Origin of the sequence: Arthrobacter sp. Soil762 (assembly GCF_001428335.1) — a bacterium.
Lineage (GTDB): Bacteria > Actinomycetota > Actinomycetes > Actinomycetales > Micrococcaceae > Arthrobacter.
Genome location: NZ_LMSG01000023.1, coordinates 200,572 through 222,667 on the forward strand (window position 1 = coordinate 200,572; position 22,096 = coordinate 222,667).

Below are 22,096 nucleotides of genomic sequence, written 5' to 3' on the forward strand. Positions count from 1 at the left end.
GCGGACTTTCCCGACGCGCCGATCCGCCCGCGACGCGCAAATTATCTGACGCAGGTGGATTTCCCGGTGCGCCAGATAATGTGCGAGTCGATAATCGGGTGCTGGGCTCAGGAGCCCTTACGCATAGACCTTTTCGAGGAAGCCGCCCCAGGCCTCGGCGGTCGCTGAAGAGTCACCGCTGCCGCTGAAGTCGTGCACAGTCATACCCACCGGCGCGCCGAATGCGTTGCGGCCGAAGAACCGGTACATCGCATCCGACGTCCGCAGGCCCAGGAAGTGCTCGTTGGAGAAGTCCACTTCCCCGGACAGCCGCCCCACGCCGTCGAGCTCCAGCTCCACAGCGGAACCCTGCGCCGCAGAATCCACGCCGAGCGCCTTCTTCAGGCGGTCGAAACCGTCCGGGGTCTGCGACGCTGCCGGAGACTGGATGTCCGTAAACACGACCGGCTTGCCGTCGAAGTGCTGCAGGTATTGGCCCAGCGTGTGCAGGTAGAACGCCGTGTGCTTGCTGGCGCCGTCGTACTGCTCATCCCAGTTGTCGGCGAAAATCCCGCTGTGGACATAGTGCAGCCGGGCGCGGCCGCCGTCGAGCGGTTCGAGGATGTGCTCCAGCTGGTTGAACCAGCCATCCGGCCCGTCCATCCGGGATACGAGATGCGTGGGGTGCTCCTGCACGGTCTTGACGTCCGGCCACTGGTCCGTGGGGAACATCCACGCCGGCGTTCCACTTGTCACGGCTTCCCAGACACGCTCGGGCGTGCCGGGCAGTTCGGCGTCGTACACGATCTCAAATTCACGGTTGTCAGTCATTGTCCTGCTCCTTCGCTGAAAGGGGTTTGATGGGGGTTTTGAGAACGGGGTGAAGGGCGACGACGAGCCTGTGCTTCCGCCCGCCGCCCGCGGAAGTGCCACTTGGGTGAGTCCCGCTTGAGGAAGCGCCGCCCGCCGGGGTGCCGCCCGCGCCGGCCCCAGCGCCGCCGTCGTGATACTTGTCCACCAGGCGGGTCACGGCGACGCCGAGTTCCTCGGCAAACGCGGCCCGGTCCGCGGCCGTCCGGAAGGTAATCTCGCCGTCGATCGCGAACGTTGCCAGTTTCTGCCGGGCAGCAGCCGCGCCGGCAATCAGCTTGCCCACTTCCTGGACCATCCGGCCCGCGAGCGCCAGCAGCCAGAAGGCCGAGAACCGGTCCGAAAACCGGTGCGGATCCGGCGCCACCGACGCCAGTGCCACCGGCGAAATCAGGTAGGAGGCCGCCGTCGCCTGGAGGACGCGCTCGGTGACGTTCCCCTTTCGCCGCTCCTCCACAAGTTGCACCAGCCCGTGCCGTTCTAGGGCTTTGAGGTGGTAGTTGACCTTCTGCCGCGGCAGGCCCACCTTGGCGGCAAGTTGTGTGGCCGACCCCGGCTCCGCGAGTTCCTGGAGGATGCGCGTCCGGATCGGGTCCAACGACGCTTCCGCCGCGGCCGGGTCCTCGATCACTTCGATGTCCAACATGCTTCCATCATGCCAACCGACAACTTTTATTGTCAAGAACTTTTTTTCCGTCGGTTGTCAGGGTCGCCGGGAACACTCCGATTCGATGGTTCCCTGCCCGATTGATGGGTCCAACCATCGAATGCGCAGGGAACCGTCAAAATGGGGGCGGGTAGAATGGACCGGTGATGCAATCCCCCCTCCCCGTACGCGAAGGCGTCAACGCCACCCGCCTGCGCCTCCCGGACGAGGGGCCGTGGACCACCGCGATGGACTACATGATGCACCGGTGGGGCCACATCGATCCTCAGGGCATCGAGGACAGGTTCGACGCCGGCGACATCGTCGGCGAGGGCGGCGTCGCCCTGGACAGGGCCACCAGGCTCGAGGACCACACCTTCATCTGGTACTACCGTTCATTGCCGCCGGAGACCCGTATCCCGGTGGAAATCAGCATCCTGCACCAGGACGACCACCTCCTCGTGGTGGACAAGCCGCACTTCCTGCCCACCACGCCCGGCGGCACCTACATCCAGGAATCCGCCCTGGTCCGGCTCCGGAACCAGCTCAGCCTGCCAGGCCTGATCCCCATGCACCGCCTGGACCGGATGACCGCCGGCGTGCTGCTGCTGTCCACCAACCCGGAAACCCGCGGAAATTACCAGGTGCTCTTCGAGAAGCGGCAGGTACAGAAGGAATACGAGTGCGTGTCCGCCGCGGAGCCCGCCGCCGGACACCCCGCCGTCGACTTCCCCGTGGTGGTCCGGAACCGGATGACCAAATCCCGCAGCTACCTGCTGGCCGAAGTGATCGAGGGCGAGCCGAACGCGGAGACCCGGATCGAACGGCTGGAAACGTTCGACGGCGGCACTTCAGCAGGTGCCGCCGGCACCCGCGCGCCTGGCATCCATGCCGCTGGCACCGCAGCCGAAACCAATCCAGCCCGCCTGGCGCGCTACCGGCTGGAGCCGCACTCCGGAAAAACGCACCAGCTGAGGGTGCACATGGCCTCGTTGGGGCTGGGCATCGTAAACGACGCGTTTTATCCGGACCTGCTGGACAAGGCCCCGGACGACTACTCCAAGCCACTGCAGCTGCTGGCACGCGGCATCCGCTTTGTCGACCCCATCAGCAAAAAGCCCGTGGAATACCGCAGCAAGCTGAAACTCAGCGAGGCTGCTCAAACACCGCGCTGATCAAACACGGTCTTGAAGGCCTGCTCCACCTCGGGACTGAACAGCACAAACTCTGCCAACTCGAGCGCGCTGGCCGGATATGAGGCACCAAACCCTGTGACGGCGTCGTACGCGGCCTCCGCCACCTGGCGCACGTGCCAGCCGTAGACTCCCCCGCCCACCGCCGGGAATGCGACGGAAGCCGCGCCCAGCGAGTCCGCCAACCGCAGGCTTTCGCTGAAGCAGGAGACCAGCAGCGCCGGGTTGGTCTGCCCCACGTGCCGATTGGGCCCAACAGTGTGGATGACCCAGCGTGCCGGCAGCCGGAATCCAGGAGTGGCGACGGCGGCTCCGGGCGCCAGCCCGTGCGGCAGGTCCGTTTCGCGCAGTCCGCGGCAGGCGGCCAGCAGTTCCGGCCCGGCGGCCCGGTGGATGGCCCCGTCCACACCGCCACCGCCCAGCAAACTGGAGTTGGCCGCGTTCACGATCGCGTCAACCGTGCGGGTGGTGATATCGCCTTGGAGGATGATGATCCGCATGCCGCCAGTTTCCCACCTACGGGGTGCGGCTCATAGGCCCCGCATCACCGCAGCCGAGGCACGCAACCAGTTTCCTGAGCGCCTGAGTTGATGCCGGCGGGCCCTTCTTGAATGACAACCGGCGCCGTGCTGATTGAGCCATGCTGATTGACTTGACATGATGCGCCCCAGTGCCACGATGGTTATCTGGGGTATCGCGTGTTGTGTTTGCCGGCCAGCTGGAGGGCGAACTCGTTGTCCTGCACTCAAGCCAGCTGAGCGAGCTTGTGTCGGCGTTCCATCCGCACTGATCAAGCATCTGCAGTGAGCGAGGAATCATCATGGATACCCTCATCGAAATCCCTGGAGACCGCACGGCAGCCAAGTTCGCCTACGCGGCCGCCGGCGTGGGCGTCGTAGGCGTGGCATCACTGGGCGCCATGTACGCCATCGAAGTGCCAAAGAACGGACCCTACGTCTTCGGCACCATCAACGATGCCACCGGCGGCGTCTTCCAGTTGGTGATTATCCCGGTGATCGTCCAGGTCCACCGGCGCCTGCGCCGCACACCCGGCTCCGAGGCCGCCAAATGGCTGGTGATCGCGGCCAGCGGCGCAGGTTCAGCAAGCTCCTTCCTCCTGGTCGCGAAGAAGCTCGATTTCACGGTGTCCACTGGCATCTCGGTGGGGGCAATGGTGGTCCAGGCCGGCTGGTTCCTGCTTGCCCACCGGGCACTGCTCAAGAGGGGCAGCTATCCCCGGGAACTTGCGAAGCTGGGACAGTTCATTGGCGGCGCATTGGTGGTGGCGTTGCCCCTGGCGGCGCTGACCGCGGTGGAACAGGCGCCGGCCTGGATCCGCTGGGGCATCGGCGGGGCGGGACTGGCCTTTGGCGCCACAGCGTGGGTCGCCTGGCCGTACTGGTATTTCCTCGCGGCCCGGCACCTCAGCCACGCCCCCAGGGAAGTTCCCGGCGGAGCCCCGGGTCCACGCCGTCGGAACATCGGCACCGGGTACTGAGGCACCCGCTGAACCCAGCGCCCGGCAAGTCCGTGCCGCCGGCCGGCTCAGGCCGTACTGCCGCGCAAAGTGCGGTACTTTGTGGCCATGGACTTTGGCAACGCCGACAGCTGGGGGGCGGCGATCTACTTCTGGATCATCCCCGTGGTCCTCGGCGATGCCATCTTCCCGCCCATCCCCTCAGAGATGGTGGTGATCACCGGCGGCGCCCTCTCGGCCGACGGCCGGGCCAACGTCTTCCTGGTGGGGGCGCTGTCCGCGGTAGCGTCCTGGGTAGGCGATATGGTGGTGTTCCAGCTCTTCAAGCGCCGGCTCAGCCATGTCCTGGACCGCTGGCGCTGGGGACGGAAAGTCCACCACGGCATCCATGCGGCCATCGCCAAGGCCGGCCGCTCCTCCACCTACGGAACCATCATCGGCGCCCGCTTCATCCCGGGCGGGCGGCTGGCGACGTCGGCGGCTTCGGGCATCGCCGACGTTTCGGCCGGGGGTTTCAGCCTGTGCGCCGGCCTCGGCGCGGTCCTCTGGGCCAGTTGGCTGGTGGGCCTGGGCTACTTCACCGGATCGGCAACCAAGCTGCCCTTCTGGGCGAGTTCGCTGATCGGCGTGCTGCTGGGCTTGGTGATCGGCGCCGTCGTCGGCATCATTGTCACCCGCCGGCGCGGCACCCGCTCACCCGTGGATGAGCCCGCCCCCGGCGAGTGAGCTAGGGCGAGTGAGCTAGGGCGTGTGAACTAAACCGGCGCCCAGCGGCCGCGGTTGCGGCGGAGCACCGTCAGTGAACCGGTGAGCGCAACGCGTTCGACGGCGTCGCGCATCATTGCTGCCGATTCGCGCGCCTGCTGGTTCTCACCGCGGTATTCGGTCGCCTCCACGAGGAAGCGGAGGTTCAGTTGGGGGACACCTGCGGCAAGTTCGATCTGGTTGGATTCCACATGGTGACGGGTCTCCATTGCCTCGACCGCGGCGGCCATCACGGCTTCCGGCGGGTTGCCAGGCTTCAGCCCGGTGATTTTCAGGCGGGTCTGGAACGAAGGCATGAGTCAACCCTAATACGGGGTGTTCCTGGTCCCTTCCCTGTGGTGGGACAGCGGGACAGCGCCAGCGGCAGGCAAAGAACCCCAAAGTAGCTGCCGAGGTCCGTCAGGAACCGCACCACCATGGTTTTCCGAGCGGGACAGGACTAGAATTTGGCCGCGGTCTCATAGTCACACCTGACAATCATCAAGAAAGAAGACTGAACATGAGACGGACCACAATGCGAGTGATTGCGGCGGTATCGGCAGGCATGTTGGCATCAATGTTAGGGATCGGCGTCGCTTCCGCCGACGGCCGGAGTGACCTGGCCGAAGTGCGACAGGCCACAACCCAATATCACGACGTTAGTGCGGCCATTGCCGCGGGCTACCAGCCCGTGGGTGAGTGCGTTCCAGGCATGGGCTTTCACTACGTCAACTTCAGTCAGTTCGGTCAGATGGAGCCATTGGTCCCGGACGCGCTGACGTATGCAGCGAACAAAAAGGGCCAGCTCAGACTGGTCGCAGCGGAGTGGTTTAAGGTCGACGCCGACCAGGACCTGGCGACCGACACAGACCGGCCGAGCATGTTCGGCAAGGCATTCGACGGACCCATGCTCGGGCACGCTCCCGGCATGCCGATCCACTACGACCTCCATGCTTACCTGTGGCAAGGTAATCCGGACGGCGTCCTGGCAACCTACAACCCGAATGTTCACTGCCCCGAACCGTAAGAGCGATCCGTTCCGAGAGGTCAGCGGGCCGCTGGCTGTGCAACATGGGTTCTACCCCGTGTTGCGCAGGCCGGCCGCCACCCCGTTGACGGTGATCAGCATGGCCCGCTGGAGGCGTTCGTCGATCTCGGCGCCGCTGATGCTCCCGCCGTCGGCGTTCTGGGCAGCCCGCACGCGGCGAAGCAACTCCACCTGCAGGTAGCTGATGGGGTCCAGGTACTGGTCACGGATCTCCAGCGACCGCTTGAGCGTCGGCTGTGCGTCGAGGAGCACGTTCTCGCCGGTCAGGTTCTGGATCTCGGTGACCGTGAGTTCGTACTCTTCGCGGATGGCCCGGAAAATGTGGTGCAGGTCCTCGGGAACCAGGGTGGCCACGTAGTACCCGGCAATGTCCATGTCCGTCTTGGCCAGCGTCATCTCCACGTTGGAGACAACCGACCGGAAGAAGTGCCAGTTCTCCATCATCTCCACCAGCTGCGCGGAGTTTCCTGCCTCGCGGGCTGCCTTCAGGCCAGAGCCCACACCGAACCAGCCCGGCACGATCTGCCGGGACTGGGTCCAGCCGAACACCCAGGGGATGGCACGCAGGCCGCCAAGCCCCGCCCCGGAATCCGGGCGTTTGGACGGGCGGGAGCCGATGTTAAGCGAGCCCAGCTGCTCCACCGGAGTGGAGGCCAGGAAATACGCCGGCAGGTCAGGATGGTCGATCAGGTTCCGGTACCGGTCGAAGGCGCCGTCGGAGATGATTTCCATAACATGCCCGTACCGTTCGCGCTGGTCGTCCGACGTGCGCGGATCCCGGTGCAGGGCCGAGCCCTGGAGCACTGCCGCGAGGGACAGCTCCAGGTTTTCCCGGGCCAGCTCCGGCAGCGAGTATTTGTCCGAGATGACCTCGCCCTGTTCGGTGAACTTGATCTCGCCTTCCAGCACGCCGTTGGGCTGGGCCATGATGGCGTCGTAGGTGGGTCCGCCGCCGCGGCCCACGGAACCGCCGCGGCCGTGGAACAACCGGACGCGGACTCCATGCTTGGCCGCCACGTCGCGCAGGTTGCGCTGGGTCTTGTGAATCTCCCACTGGCTGGTCATCACGCCGGATTCCTTGTTGGAATCCGAGTAGCCCAGCATGATTTCCTGGACGTCGCCGCGCAACCGGACCAGGTCGCGGTAGGACGGAACGGACAGCAGCTGGTCCACGATCTCCGCCGAGGCACGCAGCTCCTCCACGGTCTCCAACAGCGGCGCGAACCCGATCTTGGCATAGGGCGATTCGCCGAACAGGTTGATCAGGCCTGCCTCGCGGGCCAGCACGGCCGCGGCCAGGACGTCGTCCGCGCCGCGGGTCATGGAAATGATGTAAGTCTCGATAACGTCCGGACCGTACGTGCGCAGGGCACGGCGGATCTCACGGAAGACGTCGTACGTGCCGTCGGCGACGCCGTCGAGCTTGATCGGGTGGCCGGACAGCGGCCGGCGTGAGGCGAGCTCCAACCCGAGCACCTCGAAGCGTTCCTCGCGGCTCAGTTCGGCATAGCGGATGCCGGGGCCGCCCAGCCGGTCCATCAGCTGGCCAACGGCGTCATGGTGGTGGTCGGCGTGCTCGCGGATGTCCAGGGTGGCCAGGTGCAGGCCGAAGGACGCGACGGCGCGGCGGACGCGGGCCAGGGCGCCGTCGGCAGCGAGCGACGCCGAGTGATTGCGGAGGGACAGCTCCAGCAGTTCGAGGTCGTTGAGGAGTTCCTCCGTGGAGCTGTAGTCACGGCCGTGCTCGTGCGTGGAGTCCGCGGCAACCCGCTTGCCCGTGTTGATGAGCTTGGCCTTTATGCACGTGAGCTTGAGGCGGTAGGGCTCCTGGGCGTTAAGCTCCAGGACGCGCCGGTCCAGGCCCGGCAGCTTCTTCAGGTCCGCGTCGATGGAGTCCAGCAGGGTCTGGTCCGCGCCGGACAAGGCGGTGGAGTTGGACAGGATGGAGATCAGCTCGTCCATCATCGCGATGCTGATGCGGACGGCGTGCTGGTTCTGGATCTGCAGGATTTCCCGGGTGACCGCCGCCGTGACGTTGGGGTTGCCGTCCCGGTCGCCGCCGATCCAGGACCCAAACCGGATGGGTGCGTCCTGGGACGAAAGGCTGACCCCGTGCTCACCGAGCAGTTCCGAGAAGTCCGAGAGCATCTCGGGCATGGCGTCGGTCAGGATGCCGCCGAGGTAGTAGATCGCGTTGCGGGCCTCGTCCACCGGGGTGGGGCGTACCTGGCGCAGTTCGTCGGTCTGCCACATCTGGTCGATGACCTCCGAAAGCTGGCGGTCCTGCCGGCGGCGCGCGGAGGTGCCTTCCTTCGTGGGCTCGGCCAGGACATCAGAGAGCTTGCGGATCTTGTCCAGTACGGAACGGCGCGAAGCCTCGGTGGGGTGGGCCGTGAAGATGGGGCGGACGTCCAGCCCGTTGACCACTTCCTGCAGGACTTCGGGCCCCGCCTTGGCGGCGATTTCGGTGACGGCCTTGGCCAGCCACCCGTCCTTCTCCTGCCGGGTCCGCAGGCCGCGGACCCGGTGGACCTGCTCGGCCGCGTTGGCAAGGTGGAAGTAGAACGCGAACGCACGCACCAGGTCGGTAGCCTGCCCGATCGGCAGGGAGCCGAGCAGTTCGCGGACCTGTTCGACGACGTCGTGCGCACTCCATGGTCCGGTGGCATCGGCACCGCCGCGGGCGGCTTCCTTGGACTCCTTGGTAAGTAGGCGGACCTGCTCCACCAGAGCAAGGAGTTCGGGGCCGTGCTGGCGGACCAGGGACTCACCCAGCAGCGTGGAGACGCGCCGGACGTCGGCCCTCAGTTCAGAGGCGAGGTCGGTTGAGGAGTTCATTGCAGTGTTAGCCATGGAAACTGTCTTTCGAGGGTTCGGACTTGGCTCGTACACTGCGCTGGATACTGTGAGCCACGTTACTAGCTATCGATGCTACCTGCACGGGATTGCGAAGACGGAATCCGTCTCAGATATTGCGCCGTTCTCCGCCCCTGCCGCGCCGGACTTCAGCGGACGATCTTGAAATTGAAATCCGGAGTCCCCAACACCGACCAGAGGCGCAGCCACACCGGGAGCATCATCTCCGCTCCGCGAGCGGTGGTGATGTCTCCGAGGTCAATAATATCGCGGTGGCCCAGCTCCCGGAGGAGCGCCGTCACGGTGTTCTTGGCGCCGGCGTCGTCGCCGGAGACAAACACCGAGTGGTCCCCGCCGCCCAGCCGTCCGGGGTCAACCATCAGTCCTGCGTTCATGGTGTTCAGGGTTTTGACCACCCGCGCCTCCGGGAAGGCGTGCTGGATCCGTTCGGCGTTGCTGTCCGTGTTGACCGGGTTCAGCACCGGGGGCATGCCCTGGGAGAAGTCGAGCGGGTTGGAAACGTCCACCACCACTTTCCCCGACAGGTTGGCCGAACGCGCGGCACCGAGGGCACTGAGTGCGCCCGCTCCGTTCGTTGCATTGACTATCAGTTCCGCCCCGGCTGCGGCGTCCGCAAACGTTTCCAGGGCTATGTGCTGGTTGGCTACGTGCCATTCGCTGAAGGGCGGCGTGCCCATGGCGTCCGGCGCGCTGCGGGCGAGAGTCCCTCCTGGGTCGCGGGTGCCCACCACCACGTCGTGTCCGAGCGCGGACAGAGCGCCCGCGAGGGTCCGGCCTGCGAAACCCGTGCCCAGGACCGCGATTTTCATTGTTCCTCCAAGTTCAGTCGTGGGAGTTCTGGAACGATGCTCCGCCGCTTTCGACGTTACTCTCCGCCGCCTGCAGGACAAGGGCTGCGGCAGCAACACGGCCGTGGTAGTCCGTGGTGGAATGGACACATGAACACCACCGCAGCCGCGCAGCTGGAACGCTGGCAGCGTTTCCGCACGAACCGTAACAAAGCCCTCGCCGCCCGCCACGGCTGGCTGACCCTCACCTCCTTCCAGTGGCTGGAATCCCGGCCCGCCGCCGTCGACCTCGTCCCCGGCCTCTGGTCAACGGACGGAACGACGGCGACGCTCACCGCTGCGGCGCGGGACGGCCTGACGCTGGTGGAAACCGGCGAGCCCGTGGACGGGACCATTACGGCGTCCCTCACCAACGAGGAATCCCTGATGTGGGTGCAGTTCGGCGGTGCGGACGGGCAGCAGGTTGTGGTGGAACTCGCCATGCGCGCGGACCGGTACGCGATCCGGACCCGCGATTCCGGGTCGCCCGTGCTGACCGAGTTCGACGGCGTGCCCACGTTCGACTACAACCCGGACCTGGTGATTCAGGCAGCCTACGAGGCGTATCCCGAACCGGTGGCCGTCCCGATCGGAACGGCCAATCCGCTGGTGGACGGCGTGCATTGTTCGGTGGGCGAGGTGGTTTTCCGGCTCCCGGGGATCGACCATGAGTACCGGCTGCACGCCGAGGAGGAAGAATTGGGGGCGCTGACCATCACGTTCCATGACGGGACCAACGGCGAATCAACGGATGAGTGGCGGAAGGTATCCACGCCCCGGCCACGCATTGACGCGGCCGGGAAGGCCACCGTGGTCCTGGACTTCAACCGCGCCATCAACTACCCCAGCGCCTTCACCCCGTTCGGCACCTGCCCCATGCCCGTGAAAGGCAACAGCCTCGACGCGAAGATCGAAGCCGGCGAAAAGCAGCCTCTCCTCGCTGATTGAACGCCGTGCCCGGTGATTGAGCCTGTCGGATTTCGACAGGCTCAATCACCGGAACAGACCGGCTCAACCGCCGGGCAGTCAGACGATCGCTGAGACGCCGGTGACCGCCCGGCCCACAATGAGCGTGTTGATTTCGAACGAGCCCTCGTAGGTGTAGATGGCCTCGGCGTCGGCGAAGACTTTGGCCATCCGGTAGTCGGTCACGATGCCGTTGCCGCCCAGGAGGGACCGGCCCAGCGCCACTGTCTCGCGCATCCGGGCGCTGGTGTAGGACTTGGCGAGGGCCACCTGCGGCATGTCCGCCACGCCGTCGTCCTGCAGCTGGGCAATACGCGCCATCATGGCCATGCTGGCTACGGCGTTGCCCAGCATGGTGACCAGCTGCTGCTGGATGAGCTGGAATTTCGCCAGCGGCCGGCCGAACTGGTGGCGTTCGACGGCGTACTGCCGGGCGACGTCGAACGCCGCCAGCTGCTGCCCCACCGCCTGCCATCCCACCATGATCCGCGAGCCGCGCAGGAGCTGGTTGGTGTCCTCGAAACTGCTGATGCCGGCGAACCGGTCGGCCTCGGCGACCTGGACGTCCTTAAGCACAATGTCCGCGTTCTGCACGGTCCGGAGCGCAATCTTGTTTTCGATCCGGCTCCGGCTCACGCCCGGCAAGGAAGCATCAACGATGAACCCGCGGACCGTGCCCTGCCCGTTGGCAGCCACGGCCTCGTCCCTGGCCCACACGAGTATGTAGTCGCAGAACGTCCCGTTCCCGATCCAGCGCTTGGCGCCGTTGAGCACCCACGCGTCGCCGTCGTCGTCGGGTTCTCCCGTTGCGCGGGAGATGCGCCGGGCGCTCGTTTCCATCCCGCCGGCAACGTCGGAACCGTGGCCGGGTTCGGTGAGCGCGAAGGCGCCCGTGATGCGCAGGCTTGAGGCGTCCGCAAGCAGCCGCTCTTTCTGGCCGGCCGAACCGAAACCGTAGAGCGACTCCACAAAAAGGTCGTGGTGGACCAGGAAGAATGTTGCGATCGAGGTATCCACGCGCGTCATCTCGGCGATGACCAGTCCGGCGAAGAGGTTGCTGTAGCCGCGCTGCGCCGGTGTGCTCAGCTCCAGCGCGGCGAGCTTGGGCAGGATGTGCGCCGGGAACTCCGCCTTGTTCCACCAGTCCGACGCGTAGGGGGCGATCTCCGTGGCCAGAAACTCCCGCAGCTCGGCCAGTTTGGCCCGCTCCTTCGAGCTGAGGAGGGACTCGAACGCGAAAAAATCGGCGGTGGGCAACTCGTCGGTCGCCGGTTCGGTGGTGGAGGGCTCGGTGGTGGGCGGCAGGCTCATTTCGGCCCCATTCGGATGGCCCCGTCGAGCCGGATGGTTTCGCCGTTGATCATCGCATTTTCCACGATGTGGGCCACCAGACTGGCGTATTCGGCGGGCCGGCCAAGGCGCGACGGATGCGGGACCTGCCGGCCCAGCGAATCCTGCGTGTCCTGCGGGAGCGTTGCCATCATGGGTGTTTCGAAGATGCCCGGGGCGATGGTCACCACCCGCACCAGGGAGCGGGCCAGCTCACGGGCCAGCGGCAGCGTCATGGCGGCGACGGCGCCCTTGGAAGCGGCGTAGGCGGGCTGGCCGATCTGCCCGTCGAAAGCTGCCACGGAGGCGGTGTTGATGATGACGCCGCGCTCGGGGCCGCCGAGCTCAGTACTGATCGGTTCGGTGGATACCATGGCCGCGGCGGCCAGGCGCAGCACGTTGAACGTCCCGATGAGGTTGACCTGGATGACGCGGTTGAACGTGTCCAGCGGAAGGACGCCGTCCCTGCCCAGGACTTTGCCCGGCGTGGCGACGCCGGCGCAGTTCACAACAATGCGCAGCGGTCCCAGCGCCATGGCCGTGTCGACGGCGGCCTGCACTTCAGCCTCGTTGGTGACGTCCGCGGGGACAAAGGCCGCTTGTGCCCCCGAACCGCTGGCGGCGTTCAGCGCCGAGGCGTTGAGCTCGGCGGCGTAGGCCGCCCCGGCAGAGGACGGCAGGTCGATCAGCACCACCGAGGCGCCGGCGTCGAACAGGCGCTTCGCTGTGGCAGCGCCCAGCCCGGAAGCCCCCCCCGTAATCAGCGCGACAGTACCCAAGACGTCCATACATCCTCCTTGATGCTGCCCCAACACCATAAGACCGGCGCGGAACATTAGTTAGTGCATGTTAACTGAAAATCCTGCGGGCCGCACCCACTAGGCTGAACGGATGACCATGCCGGATGCCGAACCTGCCCACTGGCAGGACCGGGCCAACGTGGCGGCCCGGTCCGTCACAGAGCTCTTCGGCCGGCGGCTGCTGTTCCTGCCGGGAACCCACCTGGCCGCCGTGCAATGGCCGTCAAAACACCTGAAGAACCTCGTCCACCCCTGGCACTACTGGTGGCAGGCGCACTACGTGGACTGCCTGGTGGATGCCGGGCGCCGCGAGCTGGGCAACGGAGCCACCCCCGCGGCAAGATTCAACGGCCCGCACCACCCCAGCGCCGGCAGGCTCGCGTCCAGGCTGGTCACGGGCATCCGTCTGCGCAACGCCAACACCCTCGTCAACAACTACTACGACGACATGGCCTGGCTGGCGCTGGCGACGCACCGCCTGCAAAGCCTGGCCGAGGAGACGCGCAAACCCGGACGCCGCCGCAACGCCAGGGTCCGCAAGACACTGACCCTGCAGTTCGATTCCGCCTCAACCGATGACCTGGGCGGCGGGACCTTCTGGAGCAAGAAGCGCGACTTCAAGAACACGCCGGCCACCGCCCCCGTGGCGCTCTACTACGCCCGGACAGGCCAGCAGGCCAAGGCGCAGCGGTTGGTGGACTGGCTCAATGCCGTGCTGTTTGATGAGGCCCGGGGCCTCTACGTTGACGGGGCGCGGCTCAGCCCGGCCGGCGAGGTGATGGTGGAGAACACCCTCTACACCTACAACCAAGGCCCCGTACTGGGAGCCTTGCTGGAGCTCGGCGGCGACACCAACCTCGCCAGGGCCGCGGCACTGGTGGACGCGGTCGCCAACCGGCTCACCGTACCGGGGCAGCGCATCCTCCGCTGCGATGGAACGGGCGACGGCGGACTCTTCACCGGGATTCTCTGCCGGTACCTGGCACTCGCGGCCGTTGATGCCCGGCTCCCGGGGTCCGCCCGGAACGCGGCGAAGGAGCTCGTGACAGCTACCGCCGAAGCGTTCTGGGCAGGCCGCCGGCCGGCCGGCCGCGGAGCGGCATCAGCCGCGGCTGGTAACGTCCTGTTCTCCATCCACGCGGCACAACCGGCGGACACAACCTACCCGCCAGGTGCCGCCGTCGAACTTTCCACCCAGCTGCAGGCCTGGATGGCGCTGGAGGCCGCAGCGGCCATCCACAAAAGCCATGAATGAATTAGGGCACGCAACAGTTCCGTAATGCATGTGATCCTTATCACTTAAGGGTGATGCCGCTTGGTGTCTTAGGTATGGCTAACCTACAGTTTCACGAGTGAGCCAACCCTAACTCCGGGCTCGCCGGGACCGACGGTCCGCCAGACTTTTTCCCAGAAAGTAGCCCCGATGAAGATCCGCAACAGCGCCCTGGCCGGCATCGCACTCGCCGCCACCGCAGCCCTTGGACTGACCGCCTGTGGCGGCAGCACGTCCCCGGCAGCCACCGTCTCCCCGTCCGCAGACGGCCAGGTTTCCGGCGATGGCATCACGGTCTACAACGCTCAGCACGAATCCATGACCAAGGCCTGGGTGGAAGAGTTCACCAAGGAGACCGGCATCAAGGTGACCCTGCGCCAGGGCAAGGACACCGAGATGTCCAACCAGATCATCCAGGAGGGCGACAAGTCCCCGGCTGACGTCTTCATCACCGAGAACTCCCCCGCCATGACCCAGGTGGAAAACGCAGGCCTGTTCGCCGACCTCACCGACGAGGTCAAGAAGCAGGTTCCGGCCGAGTACCGCCCGTCCACCAACAAGTGGACCGGCGTCGCAGCCCGCTCCACCGTGTTCGTGTACAACAAGGAAAAGCTCACCGAAGATAAGCTGCCCAAGTCCCTCTCTGACCTGGCCGGTCCCGAGTGGAAGGGCCGCTGGGGCGCTTCGCCGTCCGGCGCCGACTTCCAGGCGATCGTTTCCGCCTACCTTGAACTTAAGGGCGAGGCCGAAACCGAGAAGTGGCTCACGGCCATGAAGGAAAACTTCAAGGGCTACCAGGGCAACGGTGCGGTCATGAAGGCTGTCAACGCCGGTGAAATCGAAGGTGGCGTTATTTACCACTACTACTACTTCGGTGACCAGGCCAAGACCGGCGAGAACTCCAAGAACGTGGCCAGCCACTACTTCAAGAACCAGGATCCGGGCGCGTTTGTCTCCGTATCCGGCGGTGGCGTGCTGAAGTCCTCCAAGAACAAGGCCGCTGCCGACGCGTTCCTCGCCTTCATCACGGGCAAGAAAGGCCAGGAGCAGCTGCAGACGGGCAAGGACTTCGAGTACACCGTCGGCGCCGGCGTGGCATCCAACGACAAGCTGGTTCCGTTGGCCGAACTGCAGGCACCGACGGTTGACTCCTCCAAGCTGAACTCCAAGAAGGTCACGGAACTGATGACCAAGGCCGGTCTGCTCTAGCTTTTGGTTTCAACCCCAGAACTAACCGCCAAGGCGGCGATGGCGGGCAAGGGCAACAGCCCTCGCCCGCCGTTGGTGGTTGTGCTCCTGGCCACACTGCTGGCTCTGTTCGCACTCATCCCGCTGGGCTATGTCATCTACATGACAGCCGTCACCGGCTGGGATACCAGCATTGAGCTGATCTTCCGCCCCCGGGTGGGCGAACTGCTGGTCAACACCCTCCTGCTGATGCTCATCGTGGTGCCCGCAACCCTGGTGGTGGGCGTGGGCGGCGCGTGGCTGGTGGAACGCACCAAGCTGCGTGGCCACAAGTGGTGGGCCGTGCTCCTGGCGGCGCCGCTGGCCATTCCCGCGTTTGTGAACAGCTACGCCTGGGTGTCCGCCATCCCTTCCCTGGAAGGCGTCTGGTCAGGCGCGCTGATCGCCACGCTGTCCTACTTCCCGCTGGTCTACATTCCGGCCGCTGCGACGCTCAGCCGGCTGGATCCGGCCATCGAGCAGTCGGCGGCGTCCCTGGGCCTGGGCCCGTGGCAGGTCTTCTTCCGCGTGGTGCTGCCCCAGCTGCGCATCGCCGTCACCGGCGGTGGCCTGCTGGTGGGCCTGCACCTGCTGGCCGAGTACGGCGCCTTCGCGATGATCCGCTTTGAGACGTTTACGACGGCGATCATGCAGCAGTACGCTTCCACGTTCAACGGCACGGCGGGAAATATGCTGGCCAGCGTCCTGGTGTTCTTCTGCCTGATCCTCCTGGTGCTGGAGGTCCGGAGCCGCGGCACGGCCCGCTACGCACGGATCGGCTCCGGTGCCCAGTCCAAGCCCCTGCGGCTCCCCCTGCACCGCTACCAGGTTCCTGCCCAGTTCGGACTCCTGGCGCTCACTGTCCTGGCGTTCGGCCTGCCGCTGTGGCTTGTGGTCCGCTGGATCGTGGCCGGCGGCGCCGAGATCTGGGATGTGGAGGAGGTTGTCCCCGCGCTGCTGCAGACGCTGGGACTGGGCCTTGCCGGCGCAGTGGCCGCCACCGTCGTCGCGTTCCCCATGGCGTACCTGGCCGTCCGGCATCCGGGCTGGTTCAGCAAGTCCTTGGAGCTCTCCAATTACATCACCAGTTCCATGCCCGGCATTGTGGTGGGTCTGGCCTTCGTCACCGTGGCGATCAACGTGGCGCCGGGCATCTACCAGACCACCGGGCTGCTGGTGGCCGCGTACGTGCTGCTGTTCATTCCCCGCGCGTTGGTGAACATCCGCGCCGGGCTGGCACAGGCCCCCAAGGAACTGGACGAAGCGGCCCGTGCCCTGGGCAGATCCCCGTTCAATGCCTTCCTGAAGATCACGTTGCGCCTCACGGCTCCCGCGGCCGCCGGTGGCGCAGCGCTGGTGTTCCTCGCCGTCGTGACCGAACTGACCGCCACGCTCCTGCTCTCCCCCAACGGGACGACAACCCTGGCCAGCGCGTTCTGGAGCAAGAGCAGCGAAATCGACTACGCCGGCGCAGCCCCCTATGCCCTGCTGATGATCCTGCTCTCGGCGCCCATGACCTACCTTCTCTTCCAGCAGTCCAAGAAAGTGGCCGGACAGTGACCGATTCCTACACTCCGCGTGATGCCCCCTCCAGGCTTCCGGAACCGCGGATCGCACCGTCGGTGGCACCCACCACCAACAGCCATCTGCAGATCACCGATGTCACCAGGCACTTCGGCTCCCAGGCCGTCCTCAAAGGCGTCAACCTGTCCGTGGCCAAGGGCGGAACCACCGCCATAGTGGGACCCTCCGGCTCGGGAAAGACCACCCTCCTGCGGCTGATCGCCGGCTTCGAACACCCCGCCACCGGCAGCATCTCGCTCAACGGCAGCAAGGTGGCGGGCGACGGCGTGTGGTTGCCTGCGCATAAACGCCAGGTGGGGTACGTGGCCCAGGACGGGGCGCTTTTCCCGCACCTGACGGTGGGCCAGAACATCGCGTTCGGCCTGGACACGGCCAAGCTCGCGGGTGGCCGCCGCGGGGTCGCGGGCCGGATCAGCGAGCTGCTGGACATGGTCTCGCTGGACGCCGCCATGGCCAAGCGGCGGCCGCACCAGCTCTCCGGCGGGCAACAGCAGCGTGTGGCCCTGGCCCGTGCACTGGCCCGCGAACCCGAACTGATGCTGCTGGACGAGCCCTTTTCAGCCCTGGACGCCGGCCTGCGCGTGGCAACCCGGCGGGCCGTGGCCAAGGTCCTCAACAAGGCCGGTGTCACCACCATCCTGGTCACCCACGACCAGGCCGAGGCCCTGTCCTTCGCGGACCAGGTGGCCGTGATGCGCGGCGGCAAGCTGGCCCAGATCGGCAACCCGTTTGTGGTTTATACCCGCCCCGCCGACCGCGCCACCGCTGAATTCCTGGGCGACGCCGTCATCTTGGACGCCTGGATGGAAGGCTCGTTGGCCACGTGCTCGCTGGGCGGAATTCCTGTCCGCCGCCCGCCGGCCCAGGGCCGGGTGCAGCTGATGCTGCGTCCTGAGCAGATCCGCATTGCCGAGGATGGCCCCATCCGCGGCGTGGTGGTGGACACCGACTACTTCGGCCCGGAAACCACCGTGCGCCTCAAACTCTCTGTGCCACCCGAACTGGCCGACCTCGCCGACCACCGCTACCCCGGCGGCGGCGAAGTCATCACCATCCGGCACTGGAACGCCTCCATTGCCCGGCCGGGAATGGAACTCTGCCTGCGCGTGGTGGGCGAAGCGGTCGCCTTCCCGCTGGACCCCGCCTGTGATTAAGCCTGTCGCGCACCGGTGATTGAGCCTGTCGAAATCCGCCGCTACTAATCTCCGGCGGGCTTCTTCTTCTGCGGATACGGCGCCTCGCCCCGGGCCAGCATCTCCACAAAGCCGGCGATTTTCCGTTCCCGCGTGGACGCCTGTTTCACGGAATTCGTCCGGTAAATCAGGGCATACCGGTTCACGGAGGTGAGGACGTCGAACATGGCCTGGGCCTCGGGGACGGCAGCGATGGCGGCGGCCAGATCCGGCGGGACTTCCGCCGTCGCCTGCCCCACATAGGCTGCTTCCCAGCGCCCGTCAGCTTTGGCAGCGTCGACCGCGGCGCGGCCAGCCGCTGTCATCCGGCCGGCAGCCTCGAGCTTCCCGATGCGGTCCACATTCCGCGCCGACCAGACGCTCTTCGGGCCGCGGCGGGTCATCCGCTGGAAGGAGCTGTCGTCGTCGCGCCTTTTGCCCTGACCGTCGATCCACCCAAAGCACAGCGCCTCCTGCAACGCTGCTTCATAGTCCAGTTCAGTGGCGTTGCCGCCCTTCTTATGCAGCACCAGCCACACGCCAGGGCTCGTGGCATGGTGCTGTTCCAGCCACAGCCGCCACTCCGCCGCGTCCGCTACCAGCAGTTCCTCGAGTTCAATGGCCATGGCCCTATTCTGCCCGCCTTCAGCTGGAAGTGGCATGATGGCGGTAGCCGACCTGTCCTGGTTTCGAGGAGGAACCCATGCTGCGTGTCAGACCCGTCCATTTCACCTCCCAGCCAGACAGTTGGGAACAGCTCCTGGCTGCCCTCGGCCTGGCCAAGACCGTCAATGACGGCCCATGGCGGGAGTTCGACGCCGGCTCAGGCCGGCTGGCCCTGCATGTGGCCGACGCCGGCGCCACGGACGACGGCACCACTGCCTTGGGCGTGGAGGTGGGCGATCTGGCGGAATTCGCCCGGCGCACCGCCCTGGCAGCGGAGGAATCGGGGAACACGGTCGCCGAGCTCATCGCCGCCGACCACGGCGAGTCCTGCCGCATCACCGGCCGGGACGGCTTCAGCTTCCTGGCGGACAAAGGCGCCCGGGAGGCGAACGCGGCTGACGCTGATCCTGCCCTCACCGTCGTCGGGGTCTGGTTTACGGAGGATCCCGGCGCCGCCGCCGTGACCCTGCAGGACATCGGCGCCAGGTTCCGCCCCGTCCCGGACGCCGACGAAACCGCCGACTTTACCGCCAAGAACGGCGGGGTGCTGATGGTGCGGCCGGCATCCGGGCCGCCGCGGTCCGGCCTGGGATTTGAGTACGACGGCGATCTGGGCGCCTTGCGGGACCGGCTCACCTCCGCCGGGCTGGACGTCAGCGAAACCGAGGAAGCCTTCGGCCGGACCCTGCACGTGGCCAACCCCGACGCCGCCTTTGGAAGCGCAAGAAGTTCCGGCACCGCCGACACTGCCGCCGACACAACGGCCCAGCATGTCCCGCCCACCCTCTGGATCTCGCAACGCCTCGCAGCGCAGTGATCCGGCCCTGAGCCGACCGAAGGGTGAGATTCCGGCGCATTGGACGCCGCTTTACGCTGATAGCTCACCCCTCAGCGGTCCGCGGCCGTCCGATGGGGTAGAACTTAACCATGAACGTTCGCACTCCTGACCCCAATCCCGGCTGGCTCTCCGAAGAAGACCTCTTTGAGGCCCGCGGGAGGCTCCCCATGATCTATGTGGAGGCCGTGCCGGTAAGGCTGGATCCGCTGGGTTTTGTGAACGAGGTTGGCACGCTGCTGCAGGCCGACGAGGACGGGAATATGATCCGGTCGCTGGTTTCGGGCCGCGTGATCTACCGCGAGACCATCCGCGCCGCACTCCTGCGCCATATGGAAAAGGACCTGGGGCCGCTCGCCTTTCCGCAGCTCCCCATCAGCCCGGTCCCCTTCACTGTGGCCGAATACTTCCCGGCCCCGTCCCAGACCGGATTCACCGACGACCGCCAACACGCCGTCTCGTTGGCGTATGTCATCCCCGTGACCGGCGAATGCGAACCCCGCCAGGACGCCCTGGAACTGACCTGGATGACCCCGGCCGAAGTGCTAAGCCCCGACGTCCAGCTCGAATTCAGCGGCGGCCGCGGCGCCCTGGTCCGCCAGGCGCTGGCCTTTGCGGGCGTGGGTCACTGACGCCCGCGGGTTCCCCGGCGTCCCCGATTTCCAGGGCCCCGCTTTGTAGACTGTAGGGCGGACCGCAAGAGAACTTAAGGACTCCCATGACCGAAAACCCAGCCGCCAGGCACTACAGCGAACAGCAGGCTGGATCTCTGACCACCGGCGATCAGCTCCTCCTCCCCGACGGTGAACGCACCGCCGAAATCCAGCACGTGGAGTTTGAACCGGATGATTTCGGGACCCCTGCGGTAGTCCTGGCAAACCTCACCGGCGGCGGCACCCTCCGCATCGCAGCCGGCTCCACCGTAAAGATCCTGGACACAACAGTCCCGGTCATCACGGTCCCGGACAGCACAGTTCAGGACACCCCCGTTCAGGACACAACGCCCGACGCCGTCACGCAGCTTACGGTCGCGGCGCAACCTCCTGCCGAACAGCCCCAGCACACACGCGAAGCGGAGATAGCCCCGGCGGCTCCCGCCGTCGTCGTCCCTCCCGTGCCGGCCATCCCGCCCGCGATGAGCGGCCCGTCCGCGGAAGAACTGGCGCGGATTCCGGCGCCGCAGGGCACACCCGAAGCGGTGGTGGAGGCTGCCGCGGAAGCCCACCCGGACGCCGTTGGTGTGCTGCTGCTGGCGGACAAGCTGGCCAAGGGCATCAACTTCAAGTCCGGCAGCTGCCTCAAGGACCTCAGCGACCTTGCCCACGAACTTTTCATCACGCTGAAGGATCCGGACGGGGCGCTGACCGTGGCGGACCTGCTCAATGTCCTGCCGTTCGATGGCAACCCGGGCCGGTGGGCGTCCGTGGAGGCGTCGCTGGCGTTGTCCAGCTTTATCTGCCGCCAGGACCGGCAGGAGGACCGCGCCGAAGTCTACGAGAAGCTGCTGCGTTTGCCGGAAAACCAGGAAACGGACCCGTTCAAGGCGCGGATGAACGCCAAGGTGCGCCAGCGTTCGCTGAACGAACCCAACCTGTACGACAAAGAAATCTTCCGCTCGATCGACAACTCGAACCATGAGGCCGAGCGGGAGTGGCGGCTGCTGCGCCTCGAATCCCTGCTGTTCCTGCGGGCGCACGGCGGGTCTGAGACGATCGGCGTCGGCGAACTCCAGCGCCGGATCAGCAACGAACTCGAGGCCGTCCGGGCCTGAGCTGTCCGGGCGGGGGAATTACCCCCTACCCGGGGTTGCGCCCGCGTTGTAGATTCGGGCTATGACGAACAATCTGAGCGTGGTGATAAATGCTGACGCGCCGCAGGTCTGGACCATGCTGCGCGAACCGGCCAAAGTGGCCCAGTGGCACGGCTGGGATGCTGACGAACTGGCAGATGAGATTAACGGGATCTACTTCAGCAGCAGCGTGGTTGAAGCCCCGGACCACACCAGCCTGACTACCAACGGCGGCGACGTCTTCGACCTCAAACCGGTGTCCGCCGGGACGCTGGTCAGTGTCACGCGGGCAGCCCTGGACCACAACTCTGAGTGGGCGGCCTGGGATGAGGACATCACCCAGGGTTGGCTGACGTTCCTGCAGCAACTCCGCTTCGCGCTGGAACACCACCCGCACGGCAAGCGGCACACGTTGTTCTTCGAATTTCCCGGCGAGCCTGCTTCCGCCATCGAAAAGCTGGGATTGTCGGAGGTGCCTGCGCCGGGTGAGACGTACGGGCTGACGCTGTCCACAGGGGAAGAGATTACCGGCAAGGTCTGGTTCCGCAGCAACCACCAGGTGGGGCTCACCGTCCACAGCTATGCGGAGCACGGCGACGGCCTGCTGATCGTGGCGGACCAGCCCGTCATTGAAGGGGTGAGGCCCCACGGCGGCGCCATGGTGATAGCCTCGACGTTCGATCTGGGTGCCCACAAACTGGAGTCCATCCATTCGCTCTGGGACAGCTGGCGGGCTGAGAACTACCCCACATCGGAAGCGGCCCACTGAGGGATCGGCGGCGTTTGCTGGCACA

At 66.2% G+C, this 22,096-nt stretch carries 22 protein-coding genes; 13 read left to right on the plus strand and 9 right to left on the minus strand.

The window, feature by feature from the left end; translation table 11 throughout:
* Positions 1-117 precede the first annotated feature (117 nt).
* Entirely contained in the window at positions 118-810 is a 693-nt protein-coding gene (locus tag ASG77_RS20705) for an SRPBCC family protein (protein ID WP_056349513.1), read from the minus strand.
* Positions 803-1,495 carry a winged helix-turn-helix domain-containing protein gene (locus ASG77_RS20710; protein ID WP_056349516.1) on the minus strand — a complete coding sequence of 231 codons (693 nt, stop codon included), beginning with the start codon at positions 1,493-1,495 and terminating at the stop codon, positions 803-805. Before ASG77_RS20710 ends, ASG77_RS20705 begins: the two co-directional genes overlap by 8 nt.
* Before the next feature lie 167 nt (positions 1,496-1,662).
* Here ASG77_RS20710 and ASG77_RS20715 point away from each other — a divergent pair, with 167 nt between their 5' ends.
* Positions 1,663-2,670 (plus strand): RluA family pseudouridine synthase, encoded by a 1,008-nt coding sequence (locus ASG77_RS20715; protein WP_056349519.1) that lies wholly within the window; start codon positions 1,663-1,665, stop codon positions 2,668-2,670.
* Here the strand turns inward: ASG77_RS20715 and ASG77_RS20720 are convergent.
* On the minus strand, positions 2,655-3,188 hold the full coding sequence (locus ASG77_RS20720; protein ID WP_056349522.1) for an O-acetyl-ADP-ribose deacetylase: 534 nt from the start codon (positions 3,186-3,188) through the stop codon (positions 2,655-2,657). The two genes, ASG77_RS20715 and ASG77_RS20720, sit on opposite strands and share 16 nt — an antisense overlap.
* 320 nt (positions 3,189-3,508) lie before the next feature.
* On the opposite strand from ASG77_RS20720, the gene ASG77_RS20725 reads away from it, so the two are divergent.
* Positions 3,509-4,186, plus strand: coding sequence for a hypothetical protein (locus ASG77_RS20725; protein WP_056349525.1), 678 nt, complete (start codon positions 3,509-3,511; stop codon positions 4,184-4,186).
* A gap of 87 nt (positions 4,187-4,273) precedes the next feature.
* Positions 4,274-4,891, plus strand: a complete 618-nt coding sequence (locus tag ASG77_RS20730; protein ID WP_056349684.1) for a DedA family protein — start codon at positions 4,274-4,276, stop codon at positions 4,889-4,891.
* Between the two features lie 29 nt (positions 4,892-4,920).
* On the opposite strand, the gene ASG77_RS20735 is transcribed toward ASG77_RS20730, so the two are convergent.
* Positions 4,921-5,226 (minus strand): hypothetical protein, encoded by a 306-nt coding sequence (locus tag ASG77_RS20735; protein WP_056349528.1) that lies wholly within the window; start codon positions 5,224-5,226, stop codon positions 4,921-4,923.
* Positions 5,227-5,444: 218 nt separating this feature from the next.
* Here ASG77_RS20735 and ASG77_RS20740 point away from each other — a divergent pair, with 218 nt between their 5' ends.
* Positions 5,445-5,936, plus strand: a complete 492-nt coding sequence (locus tag ASG77_RS20740) for a hypothetical protein (RefSeq protein ID WP_056349529.1) — start codon at positions 5,445-5,447, stop codon at positions 5,934-5,936.
* A gap of 51 nt (positions 5,937-5,987) precedes the next feature.
* On the opposite strand, the gene ppc is transcribed toward ASG77_RS20740, so the two are convergent.
* Positions 5,988-8,810 (minus strand): phosphoenolpyruvate carboxylase, encoded by a 2,823-nt coding sequence (gene ppc / locus ASG77_RS20745; RefSeq protein ID WP_056349532.1) that lies wholly within the window; start codon positions 8,808-8,810, stop codon positions 5,988-5,990.
* A gap of 152 nt (positions 8,811-8,962) precedes the next feature.
* The gene (locus ASG77_RS20750) at positions 8,963-9,643 is read right to left on the minus strand and encodes an NADPH-dependent F420 reductase (protein WP_056349534.1); all 681 of its coding nucleotides are present in this window, start codon (positions 9,641-9,643) and stop codon (positions 8,963-8,965) included.
* 129 nt (positions 9,644-9,772) lie between these two features.
* Here ASG77_RS20750 and ASG77_RS20755 point away from each other — a divergent pair, with 129 nt between their 5' ends.
* Positions 9,773-10,609: a DUF1684 domain-containing protein gene (locus ASG77_RS20755; RefSeq protein WP_056349537.1), complete on the plus strand. Its 837-nt coding sequence runs from the start codon at positions 9,773-9,775 to the stop codon at positions 10,607-10,609.
* A gap of 78 nt (positions 10,610-10,687) precedes the next feature.
* On the opposite strand, the gene ASG77_RS20760 is transcribed toward ASG77_RS20755, so the two are convergent.
* Complete coding sequence (locus ASG77_RS20760; RefSeq protein ID WP_056349540.1) at positions 10,688-11,938, minus strand: acyl-CoA dehydrogenase family protein; 1,251 nt, start codon at positions 11,936-11,938, stop codon at positions 10,688-10,690.
* Positions 11,935-12,744 carry an SDR family NAD(P)-dependent oxidoreductase gene (locus ASG77_RS20765; protein ID WP_056349544.1) on the minus strand — a complete coding sequence of 270 codons (810 nt, stop codon included), beginning with the start codon at positions 12,742-12,744 and terminating at the stop codon, positions 11,935-11,937. Before ASG77_RS20765 ends, ASG77_RS20760 begins: the two co-directional genes overlap by 4 nt.
* Before the next feature lie 103 nt (positions 12,745-12,847).
* Here ASG77_RS20765 and ASG77_RS20770 point away from each other — a divergent pair, with 103 nt between their 5' ends.
* From ASG77_RS20770 to ASG77_RS20785, 4 genes are all read left to right on the plus strand, one after another.
* Complete coding sequence (locus ASG77_RS20770) at positions 12,848-14,011, plus strand: glycoside hydrolase family 76 protein (protein ID WP_056349546.1); 1,164 nt, start codon at positions 12,848-12,850, stop codon at positions 14,009-14,011.
* Positions 14,012-14,179: 168 nt separating this feature from the next.
* Positions 14,180-15,238 (plus strand): iron ABC transporter substrate-binding protein, encoded by a 1,059-nt coding sequence (locus ASG77_RS20775; RefSeq protein WP_056349550.1) that lies wholly within the window; start codon positions 14,180-14,182, stop codon positions 15,236-15,238.
* Between the two features lie 39 nt (positions 15,239-15,277).
* Entirely contained in the window at positions 15,278-16,816 is a 1,539-nt protein-coding gene (locus tag ASG77_RS20780; protein WP_056349553.1) for an ABC transporter permease, read from the plus strand.
* Positions 16,813-17,994, plus strand: coding sequence for an ABC transporter ATP-binding protein (locus ASG77_RS20785; protein ID WP_235564720.1), 1,182 nt, complete (start codon positions 16,813-16,815; stop codon positions 17,992-17,994). Before ASG77_RS20780 ends, ASG77_RS20785 begins: the two co-directional genes overlap by 4 nt.
* Positions 17,995-18,038: 44 nt before the next feature.
* On the opposite strand, the gene ASG77_RS20790 is transcribed toward ASG77_RS20785, so the two are convergent.
* Positions 18,039-18,638, minus strand: a complete 600-nt coding sequence (locus ASG77_RS20790; RefSeq protein WP_056349556.1) for a YdeI/OmpD-associated family protein — start codon at positions 18,636-18,638, stop codon at positions 18,039-18,041.
* Positions 18,639-18,715: 77 nt separating this feature from the next.
* On the opposite strand from ASG77_RS20790, the gene ASG77_RS20795 reads away from it, so the two are divergent.
* The 4 genes from ASG77_RS20795 (at position 18,716) to ASG77_RS20810 (ending at position 22,071) form a co-directional block, all read left to right on the plus strand.
* Positions 18,716-19,495 (plus strand): hypothetical protein, encoded by a 780-nt coding sequence (locus tag ASG77_RS20795; protein ID WP_056349557.1) that lies wholly within the window; start codon positions 18,716-18,718, stop codon positions 19,493-19,495.
* Between the two features lie 110 nt (positions 19,496-19,605).
* A complete protein-coding gene (locus ASG77_RS20800) occupies positions 19,606-20,145 on the plus strand; it encodes an NUDIX hydrolase family protein (protein ID WP_056349560.1) in 540 nt (179 codons plus the stop codon).
* A gap of 86 nt (positions 20,146-20,231) precedes the next feature.
* Entirely contained in the window at positions 20,232-21,284 is a 1,053-nt protein-coding gene (locus ASG77_RS20805) for a DUF6707 family protein (protein ID WP_056349563.1), read from the plus strand.
* Between the two features lie 61 nt (positions 21,285-21,345).
* Complete coding sequence (locus ASG77_RS20810) at positions 21,346-22,071, plus strand: hypothetical protein (protein ID WP_056349565.1); 726 nt, start codon at positions 21,346-21,348, stop codon at positions 22,069-22,071.
* Positions 22,072-22,096 lie beyond the last annotated feature (25 nt).

Bases quoted from the DNA above. Each gene is read 5' to 3' on its own strand.
- ASG77_RS20705 (WP_056349513.1), bottom strand. From the start codon at position 810: ATGACTGACAACCGTGAATTTGAGATCGTGTACGACGCCGAACTGCCC.
- ASG77_RS20710 (WP_056349516.1), bottom strand. From the start codon at position 1,495: ATGTTGGACATCGAAGTGATCGAGGACCCGGCCGCGGCGGAAGCGTCG.
- ASG77_RS20715 (WP_056349519.1), top strand. From the start codon at position 1,663: ATGCAATCCCCCCTCCCCGTACGCGAAGGCGTCAACGCCACCCGCCTG.
- ASG77_RS20720 (WP_056349522.1), bottom strand. From the start codon at position 3,188: ATGCGGATCATCATCCTCCAAGGCGATATCACCACCCGCACGGTTGAC.
- ASG77_RS20725 (WP_056349525.1), top strand. From the start codon at position 3,509: ATGGATACCCTCATCGAAATCCCTGGAGACCGCACGGCAGCCAAGTTC.
- ASG77_RS20730 (WP_056349684.1), top strand. From the start codon at position 4,274: ATGGACTTTGGCAACGCCGACAGCTGGGGGGCGGCGATCTACTTCTGG.
- ASG77_RS20735 (WP_056349528.1), bottom strand. From the start codon at position 5,226: ATGCCTTCGTTCCAGACCCGCCTGAAAATCACCGGGCTGAAGCCTGGC.
- ASG77_RS20740 (WP_056349529.1), top strand. From the start codon at position 5,445: ATGCGAGTGATTGCGGCGGTATCGGCAGGCATGTTGGCATCAATGTTA.
- ppc (WP_056349532.1), bottom strand. From the start codon at position 8,810: ATGGCTAACACTGCAATGAACTCCTCAACCGACCTCGCCTCTGAACTG.
- ASG77_RS20750 (WP_056349534.1), bottom strand. From the start codon at position 9,643: ATGAAAATCGCGGTCCTGGGCACGGGTTTCGCAGGCCGGACCCTCGCG.
- ASG77_RS20755 (WP_056349537.1), top strand. From the start codon at position 9,773: ATGAACACCACCGCAGCCGCGCAGCTGGAACGCTGGCAGCGTTTCCGC.
- ASG77_RS20760 (WP_056349540.1), bottom strand. From the start codon at position 11,938: ATGAGCCTGCCGCCCACCACCGAGCCCTCCACCACCGAACCGGCGACC.
- ASG77_RS20765 (WP_056349544.1), bottom strand. From the start codon at position 12,744: ATGGACGTCTTGGGTACTGTCGCGCTGATTACGGGGGGGGCTTCCGGG.
- ASG77_RS20770 (WP_056349546.1), top strand. From the start codon at position 12,848: ATGACCATGCCGGATGCCGAACCTGCCCACTGGCAGGACCGGGCCAAC.
- ASG77_RS20775 (WP_056349550.1), top strand. From the start codon at position 14,180: ATGAAGATCCGCAACAGCGCCCTGGCCGGCATCGCACTCGCCGCCACC.
- ASG77_RS20780 (WP_056349553.1), top strand. From the start codon at position 15,278: ATGGCGGGCAAGGGCAACAGCCCTCGCCCGCCGTTGGTGGTTGTGCTC.
- ASG77_RS20790 (WP_056349556.1), bottom strand. From the start codon at position 18,638: ATGGCCATTGAACTCGAGGAACTGCTGGTAGCGGACGCGGCGGAGTGG.
- ASG77_RS20795 (WP_056349557.1), top strand. From the start codon at position 18,716: ATGCTGCGTGTCAGACCCGTCCATTTCACCTCCCAGCCAGACAGTTGG.
- ASG77_RS20800 (WP_056349560.1), top strand. From the start codon at position 19,606: ATGAACGTTCGCACTCCTGACCCCAATCCCGGCTGGCTCTCCGAAGAA.
- ASG77_RS20805 (WP_056349563.1), top strand. From the start codon at position 20,232: ATGACCGAAAACCCAGCCGCCAGGCACTACAGCGAACAGCAGGCTGGA.
- ASG77_RS20810 (WP_056349565.1), top strand. From the start codon at position 21,346: ATGACGAACAATCTGAGCGTGGTGATAAATGCTGACGCGCCGCAGGTC.